The organism is Sorangium sp. So ce302 (assembly GCF_051530145.1).
Classification (GTDB): Bacteria; Myxococcota_A; Polyangia; order Polyangiales; family Polyangiaceae; genus Sorangium; species Sorangium cellulosum_B.
Genome location: NZ_CP150326.1, coordinates 501,543 through 519,537, shown reverse-complemented (window position 1 = coordinate 519,537; position 17,995 = coordinate 501,543). Strand labels below are relative to the sequence as shown.

The 17,995-nt window shown below is 71.1% G+C and carries 13 protein-coding genes; 2 read left to right on the top strand and 11 right to left on the bottom strand.

The window, feature by feature from the left end; genetic code table 11:
- Positions 1-62: 62 nt before the first annotated feature.
- The 7 genes from WME73_RS01970 to WME73_RS01940 all read right to left on the bottom strand — a co-directional run bounded on the left by WME73_RS01970 (position 63) and on the right by WME73_RS01940 (position 8,128).
- A complete protein-coding gene (locus WME73_RS01970; protein ID WP_437743876.1) occupies positions 63-989 on the bottom strand; it encodes an alpha/beta fold hydrolase in 927 nt (308 codons plus the stop codon).
- 14 nt (positions 990-1,003) lie between these two features.
- The gene (locus tag WME73_RS01965) at positions 1,004-1,201 is read right to left on the bottom strand and encodes a hypothetical protein (RefSeq protein ID WP_044963725.1); all 198 of its coding nucleotides are present in this window, start codon (positions 1,199-1,201) and stop codon (positions 1,004-1,006) included.
- A 507-nt stretch (positions 1,202-1,708) separates the two neighbouring features.
- Positions 1,709-3,355 carry a fumarate hydratase gene (locus WME73_RS01960; protein WP_437861256.1) on the bottom strand — a complete coding sequence of 549 codons (1,647 nt, stop codon included), beginning with the start codon at positions 3,353-3,355 and terminating at the stop codon, positions 1,709-1,711.
- Positions 3,356-3,488: 133 nt separating this feature from the next.
- Positions 3,489-4,262, bottom strand: coding sequence for a thioesterase II family protein (locus WME73_RS01955; protein ID WP_437747938.1), 774 nt, complete (start codon positions 4,260-4,262; stop codon positions 3,489-3,491).
- A gap of 42 nt (positions 4,263-4,304) precedes the next feature.
- Positions 4,305-5,255 (bottom strand): hypothetical protein, encoded by a 951-nt coding sequence (locus WME73_RS01950; RefSeq protein ID WP_437743874.1) that lies wholly within the window; start codon positions 5,253-5,255, stop codon positions 4,305-4,307.
- A gap of 177 nt (positions 5,256-5,432) precedes the next feature.
- Complete coding sequence (locus WME73_RS01945; protein ID WP_437914578.1) at positions 5,433-6,437, bottom strand: PEGA domain-containing protein; 1,005 nt, start codon at positions 6,435-6,437, stop codon at positions 5,433-5,435.
- Positions 6,434-8,128: a serine/threonine protein kinase gene (locus tag WME73_RS01940; protein ID WP_437914577.1), complete on the bottom strand. Its 1,695-nt coding sequence runs from the start codon at positions 8,126-8,128 to the stop codon at positions 6,434-6,436. The genes WME73_RS01945 and WME73_RS01940 overlap by 4 nt, the downstream gene beginning before the upstream one ends.
- A gap of 199 nt (positions 8,129-8,327) precedes the next feature.
- On the opposite strand from WME73_RS01940, the gene WME73_RS01935 reads away from it, so the two are divergent.
- A complete protein-coding gene (locus tag WME73_RS01935) occupies positions 8,328-9,824 on the top strand; it encodes a hypothetical protein (RefSeq protein ID WP_437914576.1) in 1,497 nt (498 codons plus the stop codon).
- Positions 9,825-9,858: 34 nt separating this feature from the next.
- Here the strand turns inward: WME73_RS01935 and WME73_RS01930 are convergent, their stop codons facing one another.
- The 4 genes from WME73_RS01930 to WME73_RS01915 all read right to left on the bottom strand — a co-directional run bounded on the left by WME73_RS01930 (position 9,859) and on the right by WME73_RS01915 (position 16,623).
- A complete protein-coding gene (locus tag WME73_RS01930; protein WP_437914575.1) occupies positions 9,859-11,826 on the bottom strand; it encodes a 4-alpha-glucanotransferase in 1,968 nt (655 codons plus the stop codon).
- Positions 11,827-11,938: 112 nt separating this feature from the next.
- Complete coding sequence (locus WME73_RS01925; RefSeq protein WP_437914574.1) at positions 11,939-13,810, bottom strand: GAF domain-containing sensor histidine kinase; 1,872 nt, start codon at positions 13,808-13,810, stop codon at positions 11,939-11,941.
- Between the two features lie 25 nt (positions 13,811-13,835).
- Positions 13,836-14,933, bottom strand: coding sequence for an FIST signal transduction protein (locus tag WME73_RS01920; protein ID WP_437743868.1), 1,098 nt, complete (start codon positions 14,931-14,933; stop codon positions 13,836-13,838).
- Positions 14,934-15,549: 616 nt separating this feature from the next.
- Positions 15,550-16,623: a hypothetical protein gene (locus WME73_RS01915; protein ID WP_437743867.1), complete on the bottom strand. Its 1,074-nt coding sequence runs from the start codon at positions 16,621-16,623 to the stop codon at positions 15,550-15,552.
- A gap of 30 nt (positions 16,624-16,653) precedes the next feature.
- Here WME73_RS01915 and WME73_RS01910 point away from each other — a divergent pair, with 30 nt between their 5' ends.
- Complete coding sequence (locus WME73_RS01910; RefSeq protein WP_437914573.1) at positions 16,654-17,895, top strand: class I SAM-dependent rRNA methyltransferase; 1,242 nt, start codon at positions 16,654-16,656, stop codon at positions 17,893-17,895.
- The last annotated feature ends 100 nt before the right edge of the window (positions 17,896-17,995 follow it).

Sequence of the window (17,995 nt, the reverse complement as noted above, 5' to 3'; positions counted from 1 at the left end):
ATCGACGTCCGCCCTGCGCGGAGCTCCCTACAAGGCTGTCCTGGTCGTTCTGCGGAGGAGAGCTACCAAGGGTCCTGCGCCCAGAACCTGCGCACGACATCGAGCGTGGCGTCGAGCTGCTCGAAGTGCGGGAGACCCAGCGTTGGCGCGATGCGGGCGGCCTCCACGCGAGCGTTCTGCTGCGTGAGCTCGGCGAGGCGGTCGAAGCGCGAATACGGGTCACGGTCGTGGAGGACCAGCGTGGCGACGGGCAGGCGCGCATAGAGGAGCTGGAGAGCGTCGTCCGTGAACAGGGTGCCGGCGATGAACGCGAGGGGGGCCCGGTGGGCGAAAGGCTCCTTCGATGCGCGGACGGCATAGTCGACAAGGCCTGGATCCGGCGCGCCGACGAAGCTCTTCTTCAGGAACCAGCGAATGCTGGGCGGCGCAGCCAGCACGCGAAAGAGCGCCTCCGCGGCGTAGGGGACGCGCGAGACAGCCCGGAGGAGGGCGCTCGCGCCGGGAGATTCACGGCCGAGCCCCGTCGGGGAGATGAGCACGAGGCTGTGAACAATGCTCATCTCCTCGCAGGCGACGGCGGCGGCGAACTCCGAGGAGAGGGAGAGCGCGATGACGTCGGCGCCGCCCGGCGCGCGGACCACGTCCGTGAGGAAGCGGCGCAGCGCGGTGCGGTAGAGCTCGCGATCGTACACGCGGTCCGCTCGCTCCGAGAGGCCGAAGCCGGGAAGATCGAGCGCGTAGACCGGCCGCTCGCCGCGGAGCGCATCGAACAGGGGCGCCATCTCCCTGGACGAGGCGGCCGCGTCGACCCCGTGCACGAGCACCACGGGGCGCCCCGCAGCGCGGGCGTCCACGTAATAGGCGAGGCGCCCCGCGCTCCACGTGTCGACGTGCCGCACCTCCGCGTCGAGCGCAGGGGCGAGGGGCGCGCGCTCCGCGGGGCGGAGCGCGCTCGGCACGAGCCGATCGACGAGCCCATCGAGGCTCATCGCGCGTGCGCTCGTCACGTCTCCCCCGGCGGCAGCATCCCCTCGTTATCCGCGCGCTCGAGGTCGGCGATGCTCGGATTCCTCGGCGCCGGACGCGACTTGACGCCGCCGTCGCCGGGCCTCGCCTCCTGGCCCGCGTCGCTGCGCTTCTCGCGCTCTCGACGCTCTGCTTGACCAGCGATCTCCTGCGCTGCGCGCACCAGCCGGTCCAAACGATCTACCTCCAGCTGATGGCGAGATCCATCGGGACCACCGTGCCGATCCTCGAAACGGTGGTGCCCAGCGTCAGCGCGGCCATGAGACACCGTGCGATCAGGTCGAACTGTCATGCTCCGCTCCTTCCGCACGAGGTCAAAGCACGGACCGTGCCCCCGCGGGCCGCGGCCCCAGCAGCGCTCGTCGAGCCAACACCGGGCTGAACAGGCGCCAAGACGCCTCGAATGTGACCATTTGCCTCGGTCACCCTCGTCGATCCGGGTGACGGCAGCAGGGAAAGCTGGTGTCGAGCCGTATCACGAACGGATGGAATCGGGTCCTCGACGCCGATCCGGAGGCGACATGGTCGCCAGTCAACCTCGCTTTCGCTCCACCGCCGACGCGGACGCGGAGTTTGCGCGGGTCCTGGAAGGTCTGGCACGGTTGGAGAGGGCGGCCGGCGCCGCCGCCCCGGCGCTGGAGGCGGAGGGGAGCTGCCCGGCCGCGATTCCGGGCTCCGGACGTCAGCCGGCGACTTCGAGCTTCCGGCCGGCCGGCTTGTTGATGTCGGCGAAGAAGTCGTTGCCCTTGTCGTCCACCACGATGAAGGCGGGGAAATCCTCGACCTCGATCTTCCAGACCGCTTCCATGCCGAGCTCGGGGTACTCGAGCACCTCGACCTTCTTGATGCAGTCCTTCGCGAGGCGCGCGGCCGGACCGCCGATCGAGCCCAGGTAGAAGCCGCCGTGCTTCTTGCACGCCGCGGTGACGGCGGGCGAGCGGTTGCCCTTCGCGAGCATGACGTAGCTGCCGCCGTTCGCCTGGAAGAGGTCGACGTACGCGTCCATCCGGCCGGCCGTGGTGGGGCCGAACGAGCCGGAGGCGTAGCCCGCGGGCGTCTTCGCGGGCCCGGCGTAGTAGACCATGAACTCCTGCAGGTAGCTCGGCATGCCGTCGCCGCGATCGAGGCGCTCCTTGATCTTCGCGTGCGCGATGTCTCGCGCGACGATCATCGGGCCGCTCAGCGAGAGCCGCGTGCGGATGGGGTACTTCGAGAGCTCCGCGCGGATCTCGCTCATGGGACGGCGGAGGTCGAGCTTCACGACCTCGCCCTCGAGATCCGCGTCCGTGGTGTCGGGCAGGTACTTCGCGGGATCGGTCTCGAGCTGCTCGAGGAAGATGCCCTCGCGCGTGATCTTGCCGAGCGCCTGACGATCCGCAGAGCACGAGACGGCGATGCCGACGGGGCACGAGGCGCCGTGGCGCGGCAGGCGGATGACCCGGACGTCGTGGCAGAAGTACTTGCCCCCGAACTGCGCCCCGATCCCCGTCCGCTGCGCGAGCTCGAGCACCTTCTGCTCGAGCTCGCGGTCGCGGAAGCCGCGCCCGCGCGCGTTGCCGTCGGCCGGGAGCGTGTCGAGGTAGCGCGCCGAGGCGAGCTTCGCGACCTTGAGCGTGTACTCGGCCGACGTGCCGCCGACGACGATGGCGAGGTGGTATGGCGGACACGCCGCGGTGCCGAGCGCGCGGATCTTCGCCTCGACGAAGGACAGCAGGCTCTCCGGGTTCAGGAGCGCCTTGGTCTCCTGGTAAAGATAGCTCTTGTTCGCGGAGCCGCCGCCCTTCGCCATGAACAGGAGCTTGTAGGCGTCGCCGTCCGTCGCGAAGATCTCGATCTGCGCAGGGAGGTTGTCGTTCGTGTTGACCTCCCGGTACATGTCGAGCGGCGCGAGCTGCGAATAGCGCAGGTTCTGCGCGCGGTAGGTCTCGAAGACGCCGCGCGCGATCGCCGCCTCGTCGCCGCCGCCCGTGAAGACGAGCTGGCCCTTCTTGCCCATGACGACGGCCGTGCCTGTGTCCTGGCACGACGGGAGCACGCCCCCCGCGGCGATGCTCGCGTTCCTGAGGAGCTCGAGGGCGACGAAGCGATCGTTCGAGGAGGCCTCGGGATCGCCGAGGATCCGCGCGAGCTGCGCGAGGTGACCGGGCCGGAGGAGGTGGGCGATGTCGCGCATCGCCTCGCGCGCGAGCAGGGTGAGCCCCTCCGGCTCGACCTTGAGGAACGTCGAGCCGGCGGCCTCGAAGGTCGAGACATGGTCGCGGCTGACGAGGCGGTACGGGGTCTCGTCATGGCCGAGGGGGAGCATGTCCTGGTACTGGAAATCGGTCATCGTTCGGGTCTCCGGGGAAGCATAGAGGCAGAGAGGCAGAGAGGCAGAGCGGCAGAGCGGCAGAGCGGCTGCGGGGTCCCTCCTTCTTTGCATGGCTCCCGCCCCGGGCTCAACACCCACCCAGCGCCGGCCGTCACGCGGGGAGCGCGCGCTCGACGTCGCCGAGGACGGCCGAGATCGACCGCAGGAGCGGCTCCCGGGCGCTCCGCAGGAAGAAGTGTCCGCCGGGGAACATCTCGACCCGGAAGGCCCCGCGCGTGTGATGGCGCCAGCCTTCGAGATCGGCGCGGCCAGCGCGCTCGTCGTCGAGGCCCCCGAACGCGGAGATCGGACACTCGAGCGGGGCCCCCGGGACGAACGGCTCGACCTCGTTGACCGCGAAATCCGCGCGCAGGACAGGCAGGAAGAGCGCCAGGAGCTCCGGGTCGCGCAGCACCTCGTCGGGCGTGCCCCCCATGCGGCGGATCCGCTCCAGAAACTCGGGCTCGGGCAGGCCGTGGAGCGGATCCGAGCCGCGAACGTGAGGCGGACGCCGGCCCGACACGAAGAGGTGGCGCGGCAGCGGTGCTCCCCGGCGGCGGAGCTCGCGCGCGAGCTCGAAGCAGACGAGCGCGCCGAGGCTGTGGCCATACAGCGCGAACGGCTTCGTGAGCCATGGATCGAGCGCGGCGGCGAGGGCCTGGACGAGCGGCGTGAGGCGCTCGAACGGCGGCTCGCTCATGCGCGCCTCCCGGCCGGGGAGCTTGATCGCGCAGAGCTCCGTGTGCGCGGGGAGCTCGCGCCACCAGGCGCTGTAGATCGACGAGCCGCCGCCCGCATAGGGCGCACAGAAGAGTCGAAGCCGGGCAGCAGGGTTCGCCCTCGGCACGCCGACCCAGGGGTCGCGGCTCGGGCTGGAGGTCGTCATCACGGGGCGCTCAGCGTAGCTCGCCCCTCCGGCGCTCGCTCCCTACCATTTGCTGCCCAGGGCGACGCGGATGGTGGCGACCTTCCCCTGATCGAGGCCGAAGCCGAGGTCGTCGTCGAGCGCGACCAGCGCGCCGACGCGGGTGAAAGAGCCCTTCACGAGCGGCTCCCAGCCGACGAACGGCTCCGCCGCGAGCTGGGCTGAGTTGCTCGAGGAGAGAGGGAACGCCGCCTGAAGGCGCATGCCGATGCCAAAGTTCCCGAACGGGCGGAACTCGATCTCGTTTCCCTGCTCGATCACGGTCTTCGTGTCCTCCCCGTCCCGGGTCGGAAAGAAGACCTGACTCGCGAGGTCGTGGGTGAAGAACAGCACCTTGCCGACGTTGATCTCGGTCCCGACGCGCGCCCGGAAGCCCCAGTGCGCGAGCAGCACGCGCTGCGCATCGAAGTAAGCCCGCGCGGGGAAGTTCGCCACCGACGCGACCTCGAGCTCCGCGCCCGGGTGCGGGTGGAGCGGGATCGTCAAGCTCATGCCGCCGAAGAGCGCGAGGATGGGAAGGGCGTTGGCAGCGTAGTGGAGGCCGAACGTGGGATTGCCGATGAAGAACTGGCTGTAACCTGCGCTGCTCGTGAACCGCCTGCCGAACAGGTCTGTCGACTGGGGGCCCGAGACGTCGCCGTAGGCGAACGGGATCTCCGCGTCGAGGTGGAGACCCGCGAAGAGCTTGTACTGGGCGGCGGCGGTGATGGCGACGCCGAGCCGCGACGACTCCTCGACGGAGGCCTCTTCGCCGCCCGCCGCCGCGATCTCCCGCTGGTAAGACGAGCTGAGGACGTCGATCTCGAAGCCGAACCGGCCCCCCTGGCTCTTCGCCCAACGCTCCTTCGTCTTGTCCGTGACGGGCTGCCGCGGCGCCGCCTCTTGCGCAAGCGCAGGCGCGGCCAGGGAGAGCATGAGGAACAGGGTCCCAAGAGACGCTTTGGTCGTGCTCACCTGGTGTCTCCCATCTCGTTCTCGACTCGCGGGCAGCGCGGGCGATTGACCACCTTGTCGCACCGTCGCCGCACGGGAGGCCCCCATGACCGCGGCGATCGCCCGGATCAATGCAGCTCCAGCGCGCTGGATGCAAGCGTTTTGACCGTCGCGACCCTGCGACGCTCTGCGTCGGTCCTAGAAAGAGCCCGCGAGCTCGAGAGACGCCGGCGCGATCATGAGCCTCACCGGAGGAGATGACGCGCGCTCTCCATCGCCGCGCTCCGGGCCTGCACCAGCGACAGTGAGGTAGATCGAGATGCCGCCGGCGAGCACGGCGGCGCCCGCGAGCAGGTCGGTGGTGAGCGCGAGCGCCTCGCTCCTCGCCCGCGCTCGCTCGACGGCGCGGGCGGCGCCGGGATACCGATCGAGCTCCGCGTCGAGGTCCCCGGAAGCGCCGAGCGCGAGGACCCCGGTGGCGGCCGCGCCCACGGCGAGCGCGCCGGTCGCGAGCCAGGGGAGCACGGGCACGCTCCGCTGCTGGCGAGGCGCGCGGTCCATCCGCAGCGCGCCCGGCGGCGCCGGAGGCGGAGCCGGCGCGCCGCCCGCGCCCTCGCCGGGGCCCTGCAGGGCCCGCGCCTCGGGGAGCGCGATCTTGAGCTGAACGTGATCGCCGCCGGCCACGTCGACGACCCTCAACACGGCCGGGCGGCCCGGCGCCTCGGCGACGATGCGACGGCGCCCGGCGCTCATCAGAAGGGGCTCAGGGAGCGGCGTCTTGCCCGCCGGCACGCCGTCCACGGAGATCTCGACGTCCGGCGCCGAGGTCGAGATCTCCACCGTCGCGACGCGGCTCCGCAGGACGGCGATGTCCCGCGCCACCTCGGCCCGCCGGCCGCCCGGGATCCGCTCGCCACCGTCGGCGAGGTACTTCTCGAAGGCGCGCAGCGCGCAGGCGTAGTCCTTGAGCTGATAACACGTACCCGCGATGTTGTAGAGCACCTGATATGCGGGCGCGAGCTCGTGGGCGCGGCGAAACTCGGTGAGCGCAGCGCCATAATCCACCTCGTTGTAGAGCTCGACGCCTCGCCGGAAGCGGGCGTCGGCCTCCTCGGTCTTGTTACCGGCAGGCTGAGCGAACGCGCCGAGCGGGGCGCTGAGCACGATCGCGGCGCAGAGGGCGAGCGCTCTCGGGGTTTTCATCGGGCGTACGGGCTCTCCAGATCGATCCCCCGCTTCGGCTTCTGCTCGGCAGACGGCGGCGCGGGCGCGCTCGACGGCGGCGCGGCGGACGCAGGCGGCGCCGTGGCGACGCCCACCGGGGCGCTCCGACCGATGGGGGCGAGTCTCCCTGGCTGCGCTTCCGGTTCGCTCTTCAACGCGAGGCTCAAGAAGAGATCGTTGCTCGCCGTGACCTTCTCTTCCTGCGCGAGGAAACCCGGCGCCTCGGCGCGGATGACGTGCGCGCGGCCATCCCTGGCGAGGCGGCCCTCGTAGGCGCCGGTCGACATCGGCGAGCCGTCGATGGAGACCTTCGCATCGACCGGCGAGACGCGGACGACGAGGCGGATGGCCTCTTCCTGCTTCGGAGAGGGCTCCGCCGCAGGCTGCGCGGCGACCTGCGCCTTGTGGTGATCGCCCGCGGCGATCCTCCATGGCTGCGCGCGCAAGACCCCGACGCTCACGGTTCCGCCGATGGCGACGAAGGTGGCCGCGATCATGAATATCGTGCGGTTCGGGCGCGCGGGGCGCTCCTTCGCGCCGGTCATGCTGACCGAGGGCAGCATCGAGCTCCCGTCCGAGGAGGCGCTGACCGCCGCAGGCGCAGTCAAGGTCGGCGTCATCGACATCGGACCGGCGCTCAGCTTCGGCAGGTCGGGCGTCAGCGTGACCCTCGGATAGCTCCCGGTCCAGCGCACGCCGCGCAGCTGCTCCTCCACGACTTGCTTGATCCGCGCCCGGTCGTCCGCGAACTGGCCGGCCACGATCTCGCCGGCCTCCCGCGCGGACATGCCCCGGTGGCGCTCGCCGAGCCAGCGCTCGAGATCCGCCTGCAGCTCGGCCGCGGAGGCATAACGGTCCTCGAGCGCGGGCGCGAGCGCCTTCTGGCAGATCCGCTCGATCTCGGGGTCGAGCTCGACCCTGGACGCCTCTTCCGTGAGCCTCGGAACCTCTCCGATGGCGAGCCGCCCGAGGATCGCGAGATCGTTGAAGCCCTTCCACATGCGCCTCCGGGCGATCGCCTCCCAGAGGATCACCCCCACCGAGAAGACGTCGGAGCGCCGGTCGACGCGCTCTCCGCGCGCTTGCTCCGGCGACATGTACGAGACCTTGCCCTTGAGCGTTCCGGTGCGCGTCTCCGTCAGCGAGTCGGCCGCCTTGGCGATACCGAAGTCGACCACCTTGATCACGCCATCATAGGTGACGAAGATGTTCTGCGGACTCACGTCGCGGTGGACGACGTGGATGGGTGTTCCGTCGAAATCGCGCAGGTTGTGCGCGTGATGGAGCCCGGCCAGCGCGTCGCACAGGACGCGAACCTGGAGCGGGAGCGGCACCTTGTCGTGCCCCATGCGGGAGCGAATGCTGCCGAGCGGCTGGCCGTCGAGGTACTCCATGGCGATGAAGAAGCGCGCTCCCTCGTCGCCGACCTCGTACGTCTGAACGACGTTCGGATGATTCAATCGGGCCGCGAGCCGCGCCTCGTCGAGGAACATGGCCAGGATGTCGGCGTCCTCCACGAGCTCGGGCCGCACCCGCTTCAGCACGACGAGCTTGTTGAATCCCACGGGGCCCTGGGCGACCGCGAGGCAGACGTCGGCCATACCTCCCCTGCCGATCTCGGCAATCGGGCGATATTTCCGCCAACCATTGGGATCGCTGGGAGCGCTCATTCGACCTGTGCCGGATCGATCCCCCGAGGGAGGCCAGCCCGGCCCGGAGAATGCCCGCGACCTGTTACCTCGAAGCGGCCGTCATGTGACGTTCTCGCGAATGCGATGGCCTGTCAGAGACGGTTTCGCCACGTCCCTGTCGGCCGGACAGCGCGGCCCTGCTTGACAGAGACGATTCCCTTGCCATCGGGTGATTGCAATGAACCACAAGCGCAGCCCCGTCGATTCACCACCTGCCGCCGCCCTCGCGCTGGCCATGGGCGCGCTCGCCACGAGCGCCCTCGCGTGCTCGCTCATCATCGAGCAGCGGGATGTGCAATGCACTTCCGACGCGGACTGCGCGCAGTTCGACGGCGCCATCTGCAATCGCGCGGACAGCATCTGCGTCCCCTCGTCGAGCGGCTCAGCCGGCGGCGAGGGCGATGACCCGCCAGGCGGGTGCGCGGCGGCCGACAAGCCGACCGTCGAGATCACCGGTGATATCACGGAGGATTTCACGCTCAAATGTGACAAGAACTACATCCTCAAGGGCCAGGTGAACGTCTCGGCCGGGGCGACGCTGACCATCGAGAAGGGCACGACCGTGCTCGGCGAGACGAACCCGCAGGTCCCCGCAACGCTCGTGGTGCACCCCGGATCCAAGCTCATCGCCGTGGGCACCAGGGATGAGCCCATCGTGTTCACGAGCAGCAAGGCCCCGGAGGATCGCATGGCCGGCGATTGGGGCGGCGTCCTCCTCCTCGGCAACGCGCCGACCAACCACGTGGACGCGAACGGCGCACGCACCCCGGGCCAGATCGAGGGATTGACGAACAACGGGCGATACGGGGGCATCGACGAGAACGACTCGAGCGGCACGCTCAAATACGTGCGCATCGAGTACTCCGGGGTGAAGATCGCGCCGAACAACGAGATCAACGGGCTCACCCTCGGCGGGGTCGGCAGGGGGACGATCATCGATTTCGTCCAGGTGAGGCACGTGTCCGACGACTGCTTCGAGTTCTTCGGGGGCACGGTGAACGCAAAGCACCTCGCCTGCCAGTACAGCGGCGACGATGCCTTCGACTGGGACCAGGGTTATCGCGGAAAGCTCCAGTTCCTCGTGGCGCAGCAGGACCCGAACGTCGCGGAGGAGACGAACGGGTTCGAGGGGGACAACGACCCGCTCGCGCTCACGCCGGCGCTCGAGCCTCGGAGCGAGCCGACGATCTACAACGCGACGCTCTGCGGGAAAGGCGTGGACGTGGGCAAGGAGCAGTACGGCATCCTCCTCCGGCGGTCGACGAAGGCGAACATCGCCAACACGATCGTCACGGGCTTCGAGTCGGGCCTCGACGTGCGCGACCCGGATCCCGAGCAGAACATATCGAGCTCGATCTTCTTCAATCTGGTGAATGACTTCGCCTACGCCGAGACGAGCGACGGGACAGGCATCCTCCAGGACGACGACGGCGGCTTCGATGAGATCGCGTTCCTGAGCGAGCCCGATCGGAAGAATCGGGAGGAGGACCCGGGTATCCAGGGCTGCTTCGACCCGTCCGCGCCCGTGTTCGGTCCCGCGACGTCCCTGACCAAGGACGCGGTCGTGCCGCCGGACGGGTTCTTCGACGCGAGCGCCGCGTTCATCGGGGCGTTCAGGGATGCGAGCGACACATGGGCCACCTCGGGGAAGTGGGCCGTGTGGAGCCCGAACTGAAGTATCTTCCCGGATTCTTCGGGGGAATTCTCGGCTAGCGCGGGCAGCGTTCCAGCCGCCGGGCGAGGTTCCCGCGCTCCACCGACTCCGCGCCTCCCCGCGCGCGCAGCGCGAGCGCGAGCGCGCGCGGGAGATCGAGGGCCGCGCCGCGCGCGCGCATCTCCAGATAGGACCGCTCGTAATCGCGAGGGACCCGCAGCGACCAGTTGTGGTCGCCCACCGTCCCGGGCGTGTTGTAGATCTCCTTCATCCCGAGCAGATCGGCGAAGAAGACCATCACGTTCGACGCCGGGCTGGCGAAGAGGTCGGCGAGCTTGGCCTGCGCCAGCGCGCGAGGGTCGGACGCGAGCGCGCGCGCCATCGCGCCCTCCTCGGCCGGCGAGGGCGCGAGGCGCGTCGCCAGGTACGCCGCCTGCCGCCCCAGCGCGGAGGCGCGCTCCCAGGTGTCGAGGAGCCTCCAGAGCGGCGGCGTGTCGTGGGTCCCCACCATGATCCAGTCGGCAGGCGCGGCGTTCTCGCTGCGATAGACGTCCTTCGGGTTGTCGAGATCGGCCTTCTGCGTGACCCGGAAGCGCCCCAGCCCGTGCCGATCAAGGACGGCCCCGAGCGGGAACGGGAGCGTGCTCAGGACCTCGCACACGACGTCGGAGATGGCGCGCCCGCGGGCCTCCGCGCAGCGCGCGATCGTGTCGAAAATGACGCTGTAGCGCCCGACCTGCTCCGGAGACAGCGAGGTGACCCAGCCGTCGGCATACCGGGGCACGGCGCGGTTCAGCTGCCCGGGAGAGACGATGGCGTACCGCGCGAGCAACGGGTGCTCCGGCAGGTCGGGCGACGAGAAGAGCCGCGCCCCGCCCTGGACGGCGCGGAGCGGATCGGGGGCGTCGGCCGCATAGACCCAGGGACAGACGAGCCCGTGCGGGTGATCGAGGCGCACCCCGTCGAACTCATCGAACATCTTGTCCATCCGCGCCCGGACGAGCGCGAGCCCGCCGGACGACGCATCCGCGTACTGCGCGGGATCCAGGACAGGGTAGCTCCACACCTGGCCCTCCGGGTTGGTGCGGCTCGGCGGCGCGCCCATGAGATACCCCCTGAGGAAGACCGATTGATAGGCCCAGGCATCCTGAGGCGAGTAGCCTATCTGCAGATCGCCGTAGAGCTTGAGCCCGAGATCGGCCGTCACCGAGCGGAGCGCCGCGTGCTGTTCGTGCGCGAGGAGCTGGCAGAACGCGTAGAAGCGGAGCTCGTCGCGGTACCGGTCGAGGAGCGCTCTCCTGCGCTCCCCGCACGCGACCACCTCGCCAGGGCCAGGCGCATAGAGGCGTCGGTCCAGCTCCGGCTCGCCAGACCAGCCGTGAAACCAGCCGCTCCGGTGCTCGGCGCAGAGCGGGCCGTAGAGCCCGTCCCTCTCGAGCCACGCCGCGTTCCGCCGCGTAAAGGCGTCGAGGCGCCGCTCGAGGTCGGCGAGTTCGCCGAGCTCGCCGGGCTCGCCGCGCCTCCGCCGGCCCTCGAACGACGCGTACGCCTCGCGGAGCGCGGCGCGCTGCGCGCGGTAGGCATGGCCGTGCTGCGCGCGATCCTCGCTGCCGGGAGGCCGCCCGGCGACGATCTCCCGGAGCGACTCGGGGCGGAGGAGCGCGCCAGAGGGGCCGTCCTCGACCAGCCGCGCGAGCGCGATCGACAGCGTGCTCCGCGAGAAGATGGTGCCGTCATACGGAGACGCGTTGTCGGCAGAGGTCTCCCCCTGCGGCCCCAGCTGGACGCCGTTGAAGCCGAGATCCCGCGCGAACCGGAGGAATCGGCGCCCCCCCTCGGTATTCGGGGACCCGCGCCCGATGTCCTCCGCGTCGTCCGAGGGAAAGCTCGGATCGTGGATCGCGAGCACGAGGTTGCGGATGCCCAGCAACCCGAGCGCGGCCTCGACGAGCCCCCTCTCGTCATCGCCCCATCGAGCCTGGACCGGCGCCGCATCGCCCCTGTCGTTCCCGACGTCCTTCATCGTGGCAAGGTATAGCGATGAACGGATCGGACCGCCAACGCGCAAGACGAAGAGACCCTCCTGCCTCGGTGATGTGATTACACCGCTGTACGGCAAACCCCGAATGCCGCTGTCAGGCCCCGAGGCGCGTGCCAGCCGCGACTGCCGAGGTCGCGCTCGTGGCCTCCACCATCGGCAGCGTGAAGAAGAACGTGCTGCCCTCGCCCACCTTACTCTCGACCCAGATCCGCCCGCCGTGCACCTCGACGAGCGCCTTCGCGATCGAGAGGCCGAGCCCGGTGCCCTTGTGGGCCGTCTCCTTCGCCTGCCAGTAGCGCTCGAAGATCCGCGCCCGCTGGTCCTCCGGGATGCCCGGGCCGGTGTCCCGCACCGAGAGGCGCACCTCCCGGCCCCACGGCTCGGCCCGGATCGCGACCTCGCCGCCGGCCGACGTGAACTTGATCGCATTGCCGACGAGGTTGGCGATCACCTGCAGGATCCGCTCGCGATCGCAGAGCGCCCGATCGACGCCGAGCTCGACGCTCTGCTCGAGGCGCAGCGACTTCTCCGCCGCCTCCTCCCGCAGGAGCTCGATGGCGTCGCCGAGCAGGCCAGCGACGTCGTGGGGCACCGGCTGGATCGAGATGTGGCCGCCGTCGAGCTTCGCCAGGTCGAGCAGATCGCGGATGAGGCGGTTCATGCGATCGGCCGCCTTCTGGATGCGCTCGACGGGGCGCCGCACGTCGACCGCCTCGTCCGCGCCCGGCAGCTTCCGGCGCAGGAGGCTCGTGTTCATGACGATGGTGGCGAGCGGGCTCTTGAGATCGTGCGACACCACCGCGACGAGCTCCTCCCGGGCCCGGATCGCCCGCTGCGCGCTCTCGTACAGCCGCGCGTTGTCGATCGCCAGCGCGGCCCTGCGCCCGAGATCCTCGGCGAGCGCCCGGTCCTCCACGCCGTACATCAGATCGTCGCGGCCGGACGCGATGGTGAGCACGCCGAGCATCGTGCCGCGCGTGACGAGCGGCACGGAGATGTAACGCCGGAGGCCGAGCTCCAGGAGGAGCGCCTCGCTGGCCGACACCGGCGGCTCGCTGTCGTACGAGCCGCGCTCGCTCTCCGGGGCGAGGGGCGCGCCCGCGACCTCGCAGAGCGCCGCCTCGCCCGTCTCCAGCACGCGCGCGACGCCGGACGGGAGGACCGAGTCCATCGGCGTCTGGCCCTGCAGGAGGCGCGCGAGCTCGCTCTTCTGGGGATCGGCGTGGACGACGACCGCGCGCCGGAGCATCGCCTCGCGCTCGATGATGTCGACCATGCACCAGTCCGCGACGAACGGGACCGGCAGGCGCGCGACGCGCACCAGCGTCGCCTCGTAATTGAGCGAGCTCGAGAGCAGCCGGCTCGCCTCCGAGAGGAACGCCGCGCGCCGCTGCGCCGCCTCCGCCGCCGCGCGCCCCGCCTCCGCGGCGGCGAGGTTCCGCGCCCGCTCGCGCTCGTTCTCGATCATGCGGGCGTAGAGCAGGCGGTGCACCAGCGCCGTGCGGAAGGTCGCCGTGAGCCGGCGCATCATGCCCCGGTACCGGGGCGCGAACGGGGGCTCGCTCTCGAAGCAGAGGAGGAGGCTGGACGCGCCGCTGTCGCCCTGCCCCTCCAGCGAGAAGTGCCACGTCACGAGCCCGGGCCGCGCGAGCTCGGGGTACGGCAAGGAGAGGCCCGCGCCCCCGCCGGTGGGCTCGCCCGACGCGGCGAGCGAGCGCGGCGGGATGGGCAGCGCGCGCGAGCTCGCCGACAGGCCGGCGGCGTCGAGGAGCCGCGGCGCCCGCGGGGCCGGCTCGACGAGCACGAGCACCGCGATGCAGCTCAGGCGCTCGGCGAGCCGCTCCAGGAAGACCCCCATCGACTGGTGCGGATCGAAGAGATCGAGCGCCGCGACCGTGAGCTCCTGGAGGACGCTGAGGAGCGCCAGCCGTTCCTCCTGGATCTCGTGCTCGTCGCCGCTCGCCATGACAGGGCTCCAACCGCTCCCGCGCTCAGGCCCCCAGGGCGAGCACGACAGCGGTCTTGTTGTGAAACTGCGGTACCCCTCGGCCCAGCGTACCGACTTCTCCAAAGGTCAGACATCCCATCACCGGGACGCTCTCGCCGAGCTCGCTCTCGAAGGTGGTCAGCTCGTCGCGCACCGTGTCGCCGAGCATCATGCACCGCGAGATGCAGTCGAACACGAACGCGCCGGCGATGGGCCCAGCCACCGCTTCGCGCGCCGTGGTCGCGGCCTCGCGCGCGGCGCCGACGAGGCCGATGGGGTCGCCCTCCATGACGCGGATGAGGCACCCGTCCGGGACCTCGCCGACGCAGTAGAGCCCTCCCGGCGAGACGACGCGCAGCGGGTCGCGGATGACGTGCTCGCCGTCGGCCTGCGGGATGCCGAGCGGGTGGGTCATGGCGAACGTGGCGAAGCCGTCGATGTTCACCTGATCCCCCCTCGCCCGCGCGGTGCGCTGGTAAACCGAGAAGGCACCCTCGTACTCGAGCTCGGCGAGGACCGTGCCCTCGGCGCGGGTGACCATCGTGGGCGGGCCATACGGCCGGAAGCCGTGGCGGATGCCGGTCGCCATGCGCGCCGGCGAGTCGATCGCGACCACGACCACGCTGTCCGAGTAGGCGCTGCCGCCCGCGAACTGCGCGGTGCGCACGAAGCGGAGGTTGTCGCCCGCGCCGCCGCCGGCCCAGACGACGCCCGTCCCACCGACCTCGACCGCGCCGCGCACCACGTCGGCGGCGTTGCCCGTGACCGCGTCCGGCAGCACGATGAGCGCGCGGCTCCACCCGGGAGCGACGGACGACGGAAACTTCTCGAGGGCGCGCGAGGCGGCGAGCACGCCGGCGCGCCGCCCGTCCTGGCTCACCGGCTGCGCGACCCCGACGCCGACACGCACGGTCTCCGAGGCGACAAGCCCCACCACGAGCCCTTGCCGGAGCAGCCGGCTGCCGGCGAAGACCCCTGCAGTGCAGCACCCCGCCCAGGGGACGCCCGGCAGCTGGCTCGTCACGGCCGCGGCGAGCGCGTCCGCGTCGTACTGGTCCGTCGATAAGACGAGGGCGAATGCCGGTCGCGCCACATGCTCCATGCGGGAAGACCCGCGGAGCGCCGTCGCCACGGCCTCTGAAGCAGCCTCTCTCGGATCCGCCGCGGAGCTCGCCCCGACAAATACCTGTGTCGCCATGTTCCCTCCCCCCCTCGGAATTTCGGCACTCGCGTTATACTGGAGATTCATCCGATCGTCACGGCGGGTGATTGTCACGTGATGTCATCCGTACAGGGCGCTCCCGTTCGTCGAGCGACTCACGATTTTCCCGGCGCGACGCTCCTTGCCGAAGAGCCAGGCAGAGCCGTGAGGAGGCCCGCGAAGCGCTGATCTGCGAGGAGAGAGGGAGGCGCCTGAGACCGAGGGGGCAGGTCCCTCATCCTCCGATAAGACAACGCGCGCTGCAAGCTCGGCAGACACGCCGGACACACTCGAGTCGGCCGTACAGGAGCAATCGGGGTCTTGCGCAAATACTGGACAACACGGCATCACACGGCAGGATCGTGGCATTGCGAACCGCGCTCGATGGGGCCTTGATGCCCGAGGCGGAATCAAGGCGAGTCCACAGCGCGCTGCCAGGTGAGGCGTGGTCGTTCCGTCCGACGAGAGACGGTGAACCCCGGAACCTCGCCGGTAATGGGATGATTCGGAAACGAGCTCAGGGATTCGCCCGCAAGAGCGAGTACGTCAGGGGGTGCCAGAACCCGCCCTGCTCCGCCCCCGGAGCGGCCCCGACGGCGACAAGCACGAACCCCTGACCGTCCCCGATGTCCGCCGCCGGCACGTCGCTGCTCGCCAGGATCTCGCGCATCGGCACCGACGACGTCACCATCCCTTCGATGGGATCGCGGGTCTCGATCGCGACCTCGTCGAGCGCGCCGAGATCGCTCACCGAGAACCCGGTGGACGGTGGGAACGGCGCGATCGCGCCGTAGGAGAGGTCCTGCGCGAGCGTCACCCCGGTCGCGTCCTCGCGCCCGGGCGTCAGCTCCACATGGACCACCGGCGTCGCCGCGCTCGCGTGCGCGACCTGCAGGCTCACCCTGTCGAAGCTCGTCCGCCGCGACATGGCGACCGCGACGAGGCCGGCGGTCGGGGTGTCGATCGTGTAGGCGTCGCCGCAGCCTTCCTTCTCGCTGGCGTGTGTGTGCCCCTCGCCGCCGAGGCATCCGGTGGCGACCACGAGGAGGCTCTTCTCCTCGGCGAACACGGGCGCCGGGAGCACGGGGAGCCCCGCGGCCACGATCGGGGCCGCGCTCTCCGCGGCGAGCGCGAGGATCTCGGCGCAGTCGAGCCCCTCCGTCGCGCGGAGGTCGCCGGCGATCACGTGCGCGCGCAGGCTCGTCCCCTCGGGGATCGCCGCGCCGAGCGGCTCGACCTCCTGGGCCCGGGCGAACGCGAGGCCCGCGGCGGCGCCCGGCCAGGGGTCCACGCCGGCGCCCGTCCCGTCGGGGTACGCGAGGAAGCAGAAGCGGACCGCGTCGTGATCGCTGATGCCGTTCACCACCGTGAGCTTCGTCGGCCCCGGCGGCTCGACCGCGCCGCCGCCCGCGCCCGTGGTCGTCGTCGCGCCGCTCGTGGTCGCTCCCGGGCCGCCGCCGGCGCCGGAGGTGCTCGCCCCGCTCGATGGATCCCGGCCAAGGACGCCGTGGTCCTGCGTGCAGGCTGCCGCGACGGCAAGCGAGATCCCCCCGAGGCAGGCCCATCCGGACGAACGAACTCGGTGCAGCACGCTGCGAGCTTACCGTGCTAGGCGGGGTCGATGCGGGTCCATCTCACCGCGCCAGCCGCCGCCGCCGTCCGCCGCGGCCACCCATGGGTCTACCGAGACGGCATCGCGGACGGCGGCGGGCACGGGAGCAAGCGCGGCGAGGGCAAGCGCGGGGAGCGCGCGCACCGCGGCGGCGCCGCGGCGTCGGGCGACGTCGTCGAGCTGTCGGCCGAGGGGGCGCCGTTCCTCGGGCGGGGGCTCTGGGACGCGGACTCGGCGATCGCCGTCCGCGTCTTCCAGCGCACGCAGGCGCCGCCGCTCGACGAGCGGGCCATCGCCGAGCGGCTCGAGCGCGCCTTCGCCCTGCGCGACGGCTGGTTCGACGGCCGCGACACCACGGCCTACCGGCTGTGCAACGGCGAGGGGGACCGGGTGCCGTCGCTCGTCATCGATCGGTACGACCGCGCCGCGGTGATCCGCCTCGACGGCGACATGCTGGCGCCCTGGCTCGATCGCCTGCTCCCGCACCTCGCGCGCGCGCTGGGCGCCCGCGGCGTGCGCTCGATCGGCCTGCGCGCGCGCGCGCAGGCGGCGGGCGAGGACGCGGACGGAAAGAAGCTCGCGCACCTGCACGGGCCGCCGCTGCCGGATCGCCTCTTCGTGAGGGAGACGGGGGTCGCGATGGAGGTCGATCTCGCGCGCGGGCAGAAGACGGGGGCGTTCCTCGACCAGCGCGACAACCGCGCCCGCGTGCGCGCGCTCGCGGCCGGGCGCCGGCGCGTGCTGAACCTCTTCAGCTATGCGGGGGGCTTCTCGGTGACCGCGGCGCTCGGCGGCGCGGGCCGGGTCACCTCCGTCGACTCGGCGTCGGCCGCGCACGCGTCGGCGCAGCGCACGTTCCGCGAGAACGGCGTGGATCCGGCGGCCCACGAGTTCGTGACGGCGGACGCGTTCGACTTCCTCGAGAAGGCCCGCGCGCGCGGCGACCGGTACGATCTCATCATCTGCGACCCGCCGAGCTTCGCGCCGAGCGAGCGCGCCAAGCCGCGCGCGCTCGGCGCCTACCGGCGGCTGCACGCCGCGGTCGCGCGCGTGCTGGATCGAGGTGGCGTGTTGTGCGCGGCTTCGTGCTCGAGCCACATCACGGCGGAAGACTTCCTGGCGACGCTGGACGACGCCACGCTGGAGCGGGACGACCTGCGGATCCGGGCGATCCACGGGCAGCCGGAGGACCACCCGACGCTGCCGGCGTGGTGGGAGGGGCGGTATCTGAAGTTCGTGGTGCTGGAGTGACGCGCTGACACGCCCGCCGGTGACGCAGGCGCTGCCGGCCTAGCGGAAACGGCTGTCCCTGGAATTCGCTAATGACCACGGCGCTGCCGGCGCAGCGGAA